A 12,141-nucleotide genomic window follows, 5' to 3' on the forward strand; every position below is an offset into this window, starting at 1 on the left:
TTTCGTTATGCCCGTCGAGATTCCAGTAACCGAAGCCAGACTTCGCTGACTGTGGGGTACGACGGCACGGCATGCCACAGGTCATCGAGCGTGACCTTGCCGACGACGGCGATCGTCGCGGCGTGCACGAGTTCGTCCACGCCGGGTCCGACGAAAGTGGCGCCGAGGACGGTGTCCTCAGCGCGGTCGATCACCAACTGCGCCCGACCGGTGAAGTTGTCCTGCTGCAACGAGGACCCGGCGACCGCGATGTCCGCGGCGAGGATGTCCACGTCGAGGCCACCGTCCCTCGCCTGCTTCTCGGTCAGCCCGACGGATGCGACCTGTAGCGGAGTGAAGACCACCTGCGGTACCTGACCGTGATCGGCGCTCGCGGTGAACCGCTTGCCACTCAACGGTTTTCTTTCCGCGCGTGCGGCGATGACATCGCCGGCGACGCGCGCCTGGTACTTGCCCATGTGGGTGAGTGGGGATCGGCCGTTGATGTCGCCCGCCGCGTACAACCATGAGGTGCCGGGCACCTGCAGGTGGTCGTCGGTCACGACGTACCCGCCGTCCTCGAGACCGATCGCCCCGAGCCCCAGGTTTTCGCTTGCCGGGGTGCGGCCTGCCGCCACGAGGATTTCGTCGACGGTGATTCTCCGGTCCCCGACGGTCAGCTCTGCCTCGCCGCCGTGAATGCGGCCGTATCCGGTGTTCCGGGCGTCGGCGCGCGAGACTTGGCGCAGGTCGGCGTCGAACAGAATCCTTGCACCGCGCTCGGTCAGCGCGGTGCCGACGAGCTCGCTCGCGAACGGCTCGGAGGCGGCGAGCAGCCGCGAGCCACGCACGATCATCGTCACCTCGGCGCCGAAGGCCAGCAGCCAGCTGGCTGCCTCGCACGCGACGACGCCACCACCGACGACGGCCACCCGACCGGGAATCTCATGAATGTTGGTGGCGTCGCGGGACGTCCACGGAAGTGCCGCGCGCAGACCCGGCGTGTTCGGAACCGAGGCCGTGGTTCCGGTGGCGAGAACCACCGCATGGCGCGCCGTCAACGTGCGGCCGTCGACATCGACTGTCCTCTCGCCACTGATCCGCCCATGTCCGCGGACCACCGAGATGCCCGCCGTTCTCGCCCAGTCGACCTGTGAGGAATCGTCGAGGGCATGCGTGAACGATTCCCGACGCGCCAGCACGGCGTCGACATCGAGGCCGTGCTGGCCCACGATCTCTTTCACGCCGGGCATGTTTCTCGCAGTCTCGAGGACCTCGCTCGGGCGAAGAAGTGCCTTGCTCGGCATGCACGCCCAGTAGGAACACTCGCCGCCGACGAGTTCGTGCTCGACGATCACGGCAGTGCGGTCACTTCCGGCGATGGCGTAGCTCGCGGCATTCTCGCCGACGGGCCCGCCGCCGATGACGATGACGTCGAATTCCTCGGCAGCTGGATCTGTCATCACTCCAGCGTGACATAGGGTTGTCGGCCATGGGGAAGACGCGAAACAGAATTCTGATCTCCGGCGCAAGTTCCGGTCTGGGGGAGGAGATGGCCAGACGGTTCGCCGCGCAGGGCAAGGATCTCGCGCTGTGCGCGCGGCGCCTCGACCGGCTCGAATCGTTGCGGGAGGAACTGCTGGCAGCCCACCCGGGAATCTCCGTGGCGATCGGCGCGCTCGACGTCACCGATCACGACGCCGTGGTGCGGGTGTTCGGGGAGCTGAAGGACGAGCTCGGCGGTCTCGATCGTGTGGTGGTCAACGCCGGACTCGGCAAGGGCGCGAAGATCGGTAGCGGCCGCGCCGACGCCAACCTCGCCACCGCTCGCACCAATTTCATCGGTGCACTGTCCCAGGCCGAAGCGGCCCTCGAGATCTTCCGCGGCCAGAAGTACGGGCACCTGGTGCTCGTGTCTTCGATCAGTGCCGACCGCGGGCTACCTGGCCCCAAAGCCGTCTACTCCGCCAGCAAGGCCGGCGTCGCCGCGCTGGGGGAAGCCCTGGCGTCGGAGCTGTCCGGGACCGACATCGTAGTGACGACCCTGCTGCCCGGGTATATCGCAACCGACATGTCCTCGAAGGCCGGGGACGCCAGTGCGCTCACCGCAGACCTCGACGAGGGCGTCACGGCCATGATCACCGCCATCGAGAAGGAACCGCGTCGCGCAGCGCTACCGGGCCTGAAGTGGCAGGGCATCGACCTCGCGCTCCGATTCCTTCCCCATCAGATCACCGACCGCATGGTGTGAGCGGTGCGCTAGCGCCAGGATCGAGCGCCGAGCTCCCTGCGGGCGAGCACCGCGTGCGTGCAATCGCGCAGCGCCTCGGAGGAGGCGATCAGGTGGTCGTCGGTACCGACGAGTGAAAGCGTGGACCTGCCGTCCATGCTCGAGATGTACGCCGACAGCGCGGTCACTGTGCGTGCACTGTCGGAGTGAGGGTGGATCGCTCTGGTCGCCAGAGCGGACGCCGGATGAGCGCCGATGCGGCGGATGCTGTTCGGGAGCGGGCCGATATTGGAGCACAGGACACGGGCGGTGCCTGGCGACAGTGTCATCGACGCGGCGATGGACTCGGGTAGGAGCTGCACCATTTCGGCAGGGAATCCGCTGGGCGCGCCTGCGGGACGTGCGAAGGCGGACTTGCAGGCGCTCTTGATCTCGGCGGGTGAATCGGATTGGGACACTTCGATGGTCGCCATGCCGATACCGTTTGCTCCCGGCGCGCTGGAACGAAACGGCACGTTGACGCTGATGGGGTGGGGCTCGCCGAGTTCCGCGGCGATATCGGCGACGAGTGCGATGAACTCCGGGTTCGAGATGGTCGCGTCGATCTCGAAGACCGCTGTACTGATGCGAACGTCGTGCGGTTCGAGTCGGCCTGCGGCGTGCAGATAGTGCTTCATCTCGCGCCTCGACCGACGGCTGAAGGCGAGCCCGGCAGTTGCGCGCAGCGAGGACGCCGTAACACGGGCGGTCAACGACACGGCGTCGCCGAGATCGGATCGCTTTCGCGCTGAAATGCGCGGTGGCGCGGCGCCCTCGAAGGCCCGGCCGGCCGCGGCTATCAACCCGGCTGCGTCGGCGAGGGCGTGCGAACACACGAGCGATACGACGGTTCCGCCGGTGTCCACCGGTGCCGCGGAAAGGCGCCAGCCTGGTCCGAACTCGGGATCGATATCGATCTCGCCCTGGCTGTCGGCCCAGTCGAGCAGCCCGGCTTCGGTCAGCGGCCTTTCCTCCAATGCGAGCGGGAGGGCCGCGCTCGAGGTGGTCCATCGTCTACGTGCGCAGGGGATGCGGGGTGTCACGACGCGTCGGCCGAGCCGGCCGTGAGCAAGGTTGGCGTGTACCGCCGACAACTCCACGCGTTCGATGAGGTCGTCGCTGCGCCAGATGCCCTGGAGCACGATCGGGACTCCGAAACCCCGATGCGTACGCAGGAACATCTCGTCGATGACCGACAGTCGGTCGTTTTCCACTGCTCCGCTCACGGAGCCGGCGAACCGTGTCGGCCGGCGCCGGAGGCGAATCGCTGTGCGCCGTCGAGTGCATCGGCGGCAATCGAGATCGCGCCGTGGCGAAACTCGTTGGTGATGGCCGCTTCCTCATCCATGCCGTCCTGTTCCAGGAGGGACAATCGGTCCTCGCGCAGGCAGGTTTGTGGGAGCAACGCAAGCTGAGCAGCGAGTGCCTCGGCCTCCGAGCGTGCTCGACCGACCGGAACCACCCGGTTCGCGAGGCCGATGGCCAAGGCTTCCTCGGCCTCGACCGGTCGGCCCGTCAGGATCAGGTCCATTGCGCGGGAGGCGCCGATCAGCCGCGGCAGTCGAACGGTTCCACCGTCGATCAGTGGGACGCCCCAGCGTCGGCAGAATACACCGAACATGCTGTCCGACTCGATGATTCGCAGGTCGCACCAGAGCGCCAGTTCGAGCCCACCCGCGACGGCATGGCCGGAAATTGCGGCGATCACCGGTTTCGACAATCGCATTCGCGTTGGACCCATCGGGCCGTCGCCGTGCTCGGTCGCATGGTTGGAGCGTTCGGTGCCGAGTGCTTTGAGATCGGCCCCGGAGCAGAACGTGCCGCCTTCACCCCACAGCACCGCAACCGCCGCGTCCTCGTCGGCGTCGAATTCCTCGAACGCCGCGACGAGTTGGGCGGCAGTGGGGCCGTCGACGGCGTTTCTCGACTCGGGTCGTGACAACACGACGGTGGTTACTGCTCCGGTGCGTTCGATCCTGACCGACATACCTGAACGGTACTCGAGAGGGGTTGCGTGAAGCAATGAATCGGTGCTTCACTTCTTGCCATGCCGTACCGCCGCACCTCTGCAGTGCAAGCGCGACTCGACGCCGACCGCGAACGAGTGTTCACCTCGGCGATCGAGGTGCTCTCGCAACGCGGCTACCGCGGCCTGTCCATCGCTACGGTGGCCGCGGCCGCCGGCGTCTCCGCAGGCAGCGTCTACACACACTTCGCGAGCAAGTCCGACCTGGTCGTCGCCATCTTCCGTGAGGTGTGCGGCCGCGAGGTCCGGGCGGTCGCCGACGCCGGGAGCTTCGGTGATGTCGTCGAACGCGTCACCGCCATCGTGGAGACCTTCGCCGGAAGAGCCATGAAGAATCGCACACTGGCCTACGCCCTGCTTGCCGAACCCGTGGACCCGGCCGTCGACGTGGAACGGCTCGTGTTTCGTCGCGCGTTCACCGACGCCATCGCCGGCGCGATCTCGGCGGGCATCGCCTCGGGCGATATACCCGAACAGAACGTCCATGTCACCGCCGCCGGCCTCGTCGGGGCGGTCGGTGAAGTCCTCGTCGGCCCGCTCGGTCCGGAGCGAACCCCGGGAGCCGACGTCGTTCCCGATCTCGTCGCCTTCGCCCTTCGCTCGTTAGGAGTCCGTCATGACCGCTAGCTTTGCGCCCACCCACACCGTGTCCAATCAGGTGCCCGACCTCGTGCCCTACGACACCTCCGAGGATGCGTCGTTGATGGAAGGCCTCCGGCGCGAGGGCGCGGAGTGGGCCGAGGCGGATGTGCGCCGGCTCGGCGTCCGCGCAGGTAGCGTCGAGGCTCAGAACTGGGGGCGCCTTGCCAACGAGTACCCGCCGGTTCTGCGTACTCACGATCGATACGGCAACCGCATCGACGAGGTCGAGTTCCACCCACACTGGCACGACCTGATGTCCGTCGCCGTCGAGAACGGCCTGCACGCGACCCCCTGGCAGTCCGATCGCCCGGGCGAGCACGTCGCCCGCGCCGCGAAGTTCTACGCCTGGGGTCAGGTCGAGGCGGGCCACATGTGCCCGATCTCGATGACGTACGCGGCGGTACCTGCGCTGCGCCACAACTCGGCACTGGCGCAGATGTACGAACCTCTGTTGGCCTCGACCCAGTACGATTTCGGTCTGCGTGTACCGAGCAGCAAACGCGGGCTCATCGCAGGGATGTCGATGACCGAGAAGCAGGGTGGCTCGGACGTGCGGGCGAACACGACGACAGCCACTCCCTCCGCCGACGGCAGCTACTCCATCGTCGGGCACAAGTGGTTCACCTCCGCGCCGATGTCCGATATGTTCCTCACGTTGGCGCAGGCGCCCGGCGGCCTCTCCTGCTTCCTGCTGCCCCGCGTGCTACCTGACGGCACCCGCAATCGCATTGTGCTGCAACGCCTCAAGGACAAGCTGGGCAACAAGTCCAATGCTTCCGGTGAGCTCGAATACCAGGGCGCGACAGGATGGCTCGTCGGCGAGGAGGGACGCGGCGTCCCGACGATCATCGAGATGGTCAACATGACACGCCTCGACTGCGTCATCGGATCCGCCGCCGGGATCAGGAACGCAACTGTGCGCGCTGTCCATCATGCGAGGCACCGGTCGGCGTTCGGCGCAACCCTGGTCGATCAACCGCTGATGCGGAACGTGCTCTCGGACTTGATCATCGAATCGGAGGCCGCAACGACGGTCATGATGAGGCTGGCGGGCGCCACCGACAAGGCCGCTCGAGGCGACGCTCAGGAGACCGAGCTGCGGCGCATTGCGTTGGCCGTGACCAAGTACTGGGTGTGCAAACGTGCGCCGTCGCACGCGGCCGAGGCTCTCGAATGCCTGGGCGGCAACGGATATGCCGAGGAATCCGGCATGCCGCGCCTCTACCGTGAGTCGCCCCTGATGTCGATCTGGGAAGGCTCCGGCAACGTCGCCGCGCTCGACTCGCTGCGCGCGCTGGTGAAGCAACCGGACAGTGTCGAGGCGTACTTCACCGAGGTCGGGCACGCCGCCGGCGCCGATTCACGACTCGACGACGCCGTGTCCCGGTTGGGCAAAGAGCTCGCCGACCGCTCCGACATCGAATACCGCGCCCGACGCGTCGTCGAACTGATGGCGCTCGTGCTGCAGGGTTCGCTGCTCGTGCGGCACGGGGATCCGGCCGTCGCCGACGCCTTCTGCGCGAGCAGGCTCGGCGAGGATTGGGGCGGAGCCTTCGGGACCCTACCGACCGGCGTGGACACAGCGGCGGTGCTGGCCCGAACCTAACCGCGAGCCGCGCTGAACGTCCCCGCCGGAGCGCGCTTGGCGGAAGCGAGCAGGAAAGCTCGGGCGATTCGATCGGTCAACGCACGCGGCGAGGACAAGTCCCGCCAGTTCCATCGCACGACAGTCCAGTCGAGCTCCTGCATGCGATTGTGGCGTCGTCGATCATCGAGGCTCGGCAATACCGGTTCGGCGCCGAACTCACCGCCGCCCTCGAACTCACCGATCACCCCGTGGTCGGGGTAGAGGAACGACGCGCGGCCGATGAGTACGCCATCGTCGTCGTACACCCACTGCCCGACGAGCGGCGGCGGCAACGGCAGAGCATGCAGGTGCAGACGGCTCCGCGACTCACCGGCGCTGTCACTTCCATCGGACATGAGCCCAACCGCCCGCCGAGCTTTCGCGATGCCCGTTCGCGTCCTGGCTCCGGACAGCAATTCGCCGAGCTCGTCCCGATGAGTGAGACCGAGGCGGAGCGCGCAGTCGCCGAGGCACACCGCCGGCACCATGGGCAGCGACCTGGCCAGATCCACCACCGTCCGAGCCGGAGTGGTCACCGGCAAACCGGCCACCTCCATCAGCTCCGTCGGCGGAATCGGTGCCACGCGCAGAATGCGTTGCCTTCCCCGTTTACCCGCGTAGGTGCGCGCGACCGTGAACGTGGCCTTGTCCAACGGAAGCTCCCACAGTTGCATACCGTGCAGAACCGCGGCGGAGACATGGCTGAAGACGACACTTCTGCTCGACTCGGCATGAATCGCCCGCGCGAGCACGAGGTGACGAGCACCCGAATCGAGCGTCCGGTACACCTCGGTGCGAACGAAGTACCCCCGCCTGACTGTGTACAACTCGCCATCCGCCCGCGCCCGCCGCAGGTCATCGTCGGTGAAACCGGACGCCAACGCTTCCGACCGAGAGAACATACTGGGCAGTTCGAAGTCCATACTTCCTTGGACGTACCGGAGGGCCGATCGGATCCCTCTTCGGTGTGGCGGAGTCCCAGGTTGCGTCCTTGGCTGCGGGGCACGCGCTCCACGGGCCAGCGCGCGTCGCACGCGGTCCTGCAGAGCTGATGGATCGGCGAGATCGGCCCACCCCCATCGAACGACGATCCATCCCGCATCACGTAACCGATCCTCGCGATACTTTTCGGCCACGAGGTTCTTGCGGACGGCCGCTCCACTCTCGCCGTACTTTCCGGAGCCGTCGAATTCTCCGATGACACCGAGTTCTGCGAACAGGAAGTCCACCCGACCCAGAAACGTTCCGTCGGGGTCGAACACGGATTGGTTGAGCAACGGTACCGGCAAGTTCTGATCCTGCAGTATCAATCGGCTGCGGGATTCGCCGACGCTGTCACTACGGTTCGTCATCGCCTCGACGGCTCGAACCGCTCCGGGTGTACCTGTTCGATACTTGGCAGCGGCCACCGCTTCGGACAGGGCTTTCGCGGTGACCAGCCCGCGTCGCAAGGCCGAGTCGCCCGTGCACACCGCCTGCGTGTGGGTAGCGGTGCGGGCGATATCGACCACGGTCCTCGCGGGCGTGGTCAATGTCAGACCGTCATGCGTGGTGAAATCCGCGGGCGCCAGCCTGGTGCCGTGAACCGTTCGTCGACGAGTGGTCCTGGTCGTGATGGGTCGGCCGGTGGTGAGGTGGACTCGTGCCAGCGGCAGTCCCCACACGTCCATGCCCCAAGCGATGGCTGCGGATACGTGGCTGAGCACGGTGCCGTCGGACATGGCGCGGGCCAACAACAGGTGTTGCTGCGGCGAGTCCAGCGAATGGAAGTAGCGAGCAGTCACGTACGCGCCCGGTCGGACAGCGATCAATTCACCGGAGAGTCGAGCGCGCCGTAACGAACTGTCGGTGAAACCGAGCGTCAACGCTTCGGCGCGGAAGAACAAACCGTCGATGTCCATACCCGATTCGACGCACCGGGAGTCTCTGCGGATCCCTACGCCCGCGAATTTAACCTCCTGTTGTGCGCCTTGGAGCCCTTGGGGCGAACAATAGGAGGTTAAATCGCGTCGGGACGGTGGCAGGCGGCTCGGTTACTTTGCGCGCCCGCGCTGGTCGCGGTACCAGCGTACGAGTGCGTCCGTGGACGAATCGCTCTGTGCGGCGGGTGCTTCGATATCGGTGAGCACCGGGGTGAGCGCGAGCGCCTGGGTCTTTCCGAGTTCGACGCCCCACTGGTCGAACGGGTCGACACCCCAGATGGCGCCCTCGACGAACACCTGGTGCTCGTACAGCGCAATGAGCTGGCCGACAACCGAGGGTGTCAGCTTCGGCGCGAGGATGGAGGTCGACGGACGGTTGCCCGGCATGACCTTGTGCGGGACGACGTCGGCGGGGGTGCCCTCTGCGGCGATTTCCTGCGCGGTCTTACCGAACGCGAGGACCTGGGTCTGCGCGAAGTAGTTGCTCATCAGCAGGTCGTGCATGCTGCCGGTGCCGTCGCGGGTGGGGAGATCGTCGGTGGGTTCGGCGAAACCGATGAAGTCGGCGGGGACGAGACGTGTTCCCTGGTGCAGCAATTGGTAGAAGGCGTGCTGACCGTTGGTGCCGGGTTCGCCCCAGAAGATTTCGCCGGTCGAGGTGGTGACCGGGGATCCGTCGGCCTTGACGGACTTGCCGTTCGATTCCATGGTGAGCTGCTGCAGGTACGCCGGGAATCGCGACAGATCGTTCGAGTAGGGCAGTACCGCACGAGTTTCCGCGCCGAAGAAGTTGTTGTACCAGAGCCCGATCATCCCGAGCAGCACCGGTGCGTTCTCCTCGAGCGGCGTCGTGCGGAAGTGCTCGTCGATGGAATGGAACCCGCCGAGGAATTCTCCGAACGCCTCCTTGCCGATCACCGCCATCACGGCCAGGCCGATCGCGGAGTCCACCGAGTAGCGTCCGCCGACCCAGTCCCAGAACCCGAACATGTTGGCGGTGTCGATGCCGAAATCGGAGACTCGTTCGGCGTTGGTGGACACGGCGACGAAATGCTTGGCGACGGCGTCCTCGCCCAGGGCGTCGACCAGCCAGCGTCGGGCCGCGGTGGCGTTGGTCAGTGTCTCGAGTGTGCTGAACGTCTTCGATGCGATGACGAACAGTGTGGTTTCCGGGACCAGGCCGTCGAGCGCGGCAACCAGATCGGCCGGGTCGACGTTGGAGACGAACCGCGCTTCCATATCGGCCGAGGCGTAGTGGCGCAGGGCCTTGTAGACCATGACCGGGCCGAGGTCGCTGCCGCCGATACCGATGTTGACGACGGTACGAATCTTCGCACCGGTCGCTCCCAGCCAATCACCGGAACGGACGCGGTCGGTGAATTCGCCCATGCGAGTGAGGACTTCGTGTACGTCGCCGACGATGTTCTGACCGTCGACTTCGAGTGTCGCATCGGCAGGCAGTCGCAGGGCGGTATGCAGAACGGCACGGTCCTCGGAGGTGTTGATGTGCTCACCGGAGAACATGGCGTCGCGTCGGCCTTCGACGTCGGCGGCGCGTGCGAGGTCGATCAGCAGCGCCACCGTCTCGCTGTCGACGATGTGCTTGCTGTAGTCGATGTGCAGGTCGCCGGCTGCGAGGGTGAAGCTGCTTCCGCGGTCGGAATCCTCGGCGAAGAGATCGCGAAGACTGCGCTCGCTCATCGTGGTGTGATGTGCTTTCAGCTGCTGCCAGGCTTCGCTGCCCGTGATGTCACCGCTCATGATGATCAACCCTAATGTGCGCACCTCGCTCGTGCGCGTCTTACCGTTTGGCGGATCGGGCGCAGGGGCACACTGAGAGGCATGGAGCTCAACGCACTCATCGAATCGATTCCAGCGAAATTGTGGATCGGCGGCCACGCAGTCGACGCCGAGAACGGCGCCACCTTTGCGGTCAACGATCCGGCCACAGGTAAGCCGATAGCGCAGGTCGCCGACGCGAGCCCGGGGGATGCGAAGAAGGCGATGGACGCCGCCGCCGGTGCGCAGAAATCATGGGCGAGGACGCCCGCCCGTGAGCGCAGCGAAATCCTTCGTGCCGCGTTCGAAAAGATCACCGAACGCGCCGAGGACATCGCAGCCCTGATGACGGCCGAGATGGGCAAGGCTCTCGCCGAGTCGAAGGCCGAAGTCAAGTACGGCGCAGAATTCTTCCGTTGGTTCGCCGAGGAAGCGGTCCGCATCGAGGGCCGCTACACCCCGGCGCCTGCAGGCAACGGAAGAATCCTGGTCGGCAAAGTGCCCGTCGGGCCCGTGCTGGCGATCACCCCCTGGAACTTCCCGCTGGCGATGGGAACGCGAAAGATCGGACCGGCTCTCGCGGCCGGCTGCACCATCATCGTCAAGCCTGCGAGCGAAACGCCGTTGACCATGCTCTTCCTGGCGCAGCTTCTCTCGGAGGTCGGCCTGCCGGAGGGCGTGCTCTCGGTGCTGACCACATCCAAGTCGAGTGCGGTCAGCGCGCCGATCCTGGAGGATCCCCGGTTGCGCAAGCTCACCTTCACTGGATCCACCGGTGTGGGCCGCAAGCTCATCGAGCAGTCCGCTGGTGGACTGCTCCGCACCTCGATGGAGCTCGGGGGTAATGCGCCGTTCATCGTGTTCGACGACGCCGATATCGACGCAGCAGTCGACGGCGCCATGCTCGCGAAGATGCGCAACGGCGGCGAGGCATGCACGGCCGCGAACCGCTTCCATGTCGCCAACAGCGTCAAGGAGGAGTTCACCAGCAAGCTCGTCGCGAGAATGCAGGAGATGAAGCTCGGACCCGGAATCGATCCCGATACCAAGCTCGGACCACTGATCAACGCGGATCAGTTGGATACGGTCCAAGAACTGGTCGACGACGCCGTGCAGGCCGGCGCGAAGGTGGCGCTCGGCGGGAGGCCGGCCGGGGGCGACGGCTACTTCTATCCGGCCACGGTGCTGACGGATGTGCCCTCGAACGCACGGATCTTGAAAGAAGAAGTGTTCGGTCCCGTCGCCCCGATCGTCGGGTTCGACACCGAAGAGGAGGGCATCGACGCCGCCAACGACACCGAGTTCGGGCTGGCCTCGTACATCTACACGAAGGGCCTCGACCGGGCGCTACGGGTGGCGGATGCGCTGAACAGCGGGATCGTGGGGGTGAACCGCGGAGTTGTCTCGGACCCGGCGGCACCGTTCGGCGGCGTGAAGGCCTCCGGGTTCGGTCGTGAAGGTGGGACGGAAGGAATCGACGAGTATCTCGAAACCAAGTACATCGCCCTGACCTGACGAGCCCTGACCTGACGAGCTTTGGTTGTGCGTGTCACGGACACGCACAACCAGGTTCGTCTTCTAGCGTCCGAGCCGTCCGCGACCCAGACGGAGGAGCAACATGGCGAGGGTGTGGCCCTCCTGGCCGAGGCTGCTGAAGCGGTCGAGAACCTTCATCTCACGACTGTGAACCATGCGTGGCCCGCCCGAAGCCATGCGGGTGCGGCCGATGAGCTGGGAGATCTCGGTGCGACGCTGGATGGCGGCGAGAATCTCGGCGTCCAGACGGTCGATCTCCTGACGGAGTTCATCGATTTCTGCCTCGGACGAGGGCAACGCGCTGTCGGACTCGATCTTGGTCGTGGATGCCATTTTCTCTCCTAGTGTCACAGTGTGGATC

10 protein-coding genes are annotated in these 12,141 nt (G+C 66.0%); 4 read left to right on the forward strand and 6 right to left on the reverse strand.

The features are described from left to right. Positions 1 to 5: 5 nt before the first annotated feature. Positions 6 to 1,442 carry an NAD(P)/FAD-dependent oxidoreductase gene (locus KVY23_RS16965; protein WP_230557543.1) on the reverse strand — a complete coding sequence of 479 codons (1,437 nt, stop codon included), beginning with the start codon at positions 1,440 to 1,442 and terminating at the stop codon, positions 6 to 8. Positions 1,443 to 1,471: 29 nt separating this feature from the next. On the opposite strand from KVY23_RS16965, the gene KVY23_RS16970 reads away from it, so the two are divergent. Further along, complete coding sequence (locus KVY23_RS16970; protein WP_075837299.1) at positions 1,472 to 2,230, forward strand: SDR family oxidoreductase; 759 nt, start codon at positions 1,472 to 1,474, stop codon at positions 2,228 to 2,230. 8 nt (positions 2,231 to 2,238) lie between these two features. Here KVY23_RS16970 and KVY23_RS16975 read toward each other — a convergent pair whose 3' ends face one another. Continuing rightward, on the reverse strand, positions 2,239 to 3,474 hold the full coding sequence (locus KVY23_RS16975) for a hypothetical protein (RefSeq protein ID WP_230557544.1): 1,236 nt from the start codon (positions 3,472 to 3,474) through the stop codon (positions 2,239 to 2,241). Next, positions 3,471 to 4,235, reverse strand: a complete 765-nt coding sequence (locus tag KVY23_RS16980) for a crotonase/enoyl-CoA hydratase family protein (protein WP_075837295.1) — start codon at positions 4,233 to 4,235, stop codon at positions 3,471 to 3,473. Before KVY23_RS16980 ends, KVY23_RS16975 begins: the two co-directional genes overlap by 4 nt. Before the next feature lie 60 nt (positions 4,236 to 4,295). On the opposite strand from KVY23_RS16980, the gene KVY23_RS16985 reads away from it, so the two are divergent. Together KVY23_RS16985 and KVY23_RS16990 are read left to right on the forward strand one after the other, a co-directional pair. Beyond that, entirely contained in the window at positions 4,296 to 4,901 is a 606-nt protein-coding gene (locus tag KVY23_RS16985; RefSeq protein WP_230557545.1) for a TetR/AcrR family transcriptional regulator, read from the forward strand. Further along, complete coding sequence (locus KVY23_RS16990) at positions 4,891 to 6,522, forward strand: acyl-CoA dehydrogenase family protein (protein ID WP_230557546.1); 1,632 nt, start codon at positions 4,891 to 4,893, stop codon at positions 6,520 to 6,522. Before KVY23_RS16985 ends, KVY23_RS16990 begins: the two co-directional genes overlap by 11 nt. Here the strand turns inward: KVY23_RS16990 and KVY23_RS16995 are convergent. Both KVY23_RS16995 and pgi read right to left on the reverse strand, forming a co-directional pair. Then, positions 6,519 to 8,444 carry a hypothetical protein gene (locus tag KVY23_RS16995; RefSeq protein ID WP_230557547.1) on the reverse strand — a complete coding sequence of 642 codons (1,926 nt, stop codon included), beginning with the start codon at positions 8,442 to 8,444 and terminating at the stop codon, positions 6,519 to 6,521. The two genes, KVY23_RS16990 and KVY23_RS16995, sit on opposite strands and share 4 nt — an antisense overlap. Before the next feature lie 132 nt (positions 8,445 to 8,576). Next, entirely contained in the window at positions 8,577 to 10,226 is a 1,650-nt protein-coding gene (pgi, locus tag KVY23_RS17000) for a glucose-6-phosphate isomerase (protein WP_230557548.1), read from the reverse strand. An 81-nt stretch (positions 10,227 to 10,307) separates the two neighbouring features. On the opposite strand from pgi, the gene KVY23_RS17005 reads away from it, so the two are divergent. Next, positions 10,308 to 11,759 (forward strand): NAD-dependent succinate-semialdehyde dehydrogenase, encoded by a 1,452-nt coding sequence (locus KVY23_RS17005; RefSeq protein WP_230557549.1) that lies wholly within the window; start codon positions 10,308 to 10,310, stop codon positions 11,757 to 11,759. Positions 11,760 to 11,822: 63 nt separating this feature from the next. Here the strand turns inward: KVY23_RS17005 and KVY23_RS17010 are convergent, their stop codons facing one another. Continuing rightward, positions 11,823 to 12,113 carry a chorismate mutase gene (locus KVY23_RS17010; protein ID WP_075837383.1) on the reverse strand — a complete coding sequence of 97 codons (291 nt, stop codon included), beginning with the start codon at positions 12,111 to 12,113 and terminating at the stop codon, positions 11,823 to 11,825. Positions 12,114 to 12,141: the final 28 nt, after the last annotated feature.

The organism is Rhodococcus sp. I2R (assembly GCF_020889545.1).
Taxonomy (GTDB): domain Bacteria; phylum Actinomycetota; class Actinomycetes; order Mycobacteriales; family Mycobacteriaceae; genus Rhodococcoides.

What these genes read in the sequence shown, in the direction of transcription:
- KVY23_RS16990 (WP_230557546.1), top strand. Translation starts at nt 4,891, where the DNA reads ATGACCGCTAGCTTTGCGCCCACCCACACCGTGTCCAATCAGGTGCCC.
- pgi (WP_230557548.1), bottom strand. Translation starts at nt 10,226, where the DNA reads ATGAGCGGTGACATCACGGGCAGCGAAGCCTGGCAGCAGCTGAAAGCA.
- KVY23_RS16985 (WP_230557545.1), top strand. Translation starts at nt 4,296, where the DNA reads ATGCCGTACCGCCGCACCTCTGCAGTGCAAGCGCGACTCGACGCCGAC.
- KVY23_RS17005 (WP_230557549.1), top strand. Translation starts at nt 10,308, where the DNA reads ATGGAGCTCAACGCACTCATCGAATCGATTCCAGCGAAATTGTGGATC.
- KVY23_RS16980 (WP_075837295.1), bottom strand. Translation starts at nt 4,235, where the DNA reads ATGTCGGTCAGGATCGAACGCACCGGAGCAGTAACCACCGTCGTGTTG.
- KVY23_RS16965 (WP_230557543.1), bottom strand. Translation starts at nt 1,442, where the DNA reads ATGACAGATCCAGCTGCCGAGGAATTCGACGTCATCGTCATCGGCGGC.
- KVY23_RS16970 (WP_075837299.1), top strand. Translation starts at nt 1,472, where the DNA reads ATGGGGAAGACGCGAAACAGAATTCTGATCTCCGGCGCAAGTTCCGGT.
- KVY23_RS17010 (WP_075837383.1), bottom strand. Translation starts at nt 12,113, where the DNA reads ATGGCATCCACGACCAAGATCGAGTCCGACAGCGCGTTGCCCTCGTCC.
- KVY23_RS16995 (WP_230557547.1), bottom strand. Translation starts at nt 8,444, where the DNA reads ATGGACATCGACGGTTTGTTCTTCCGCGCCGAAGCGTTGACGCTCGGT.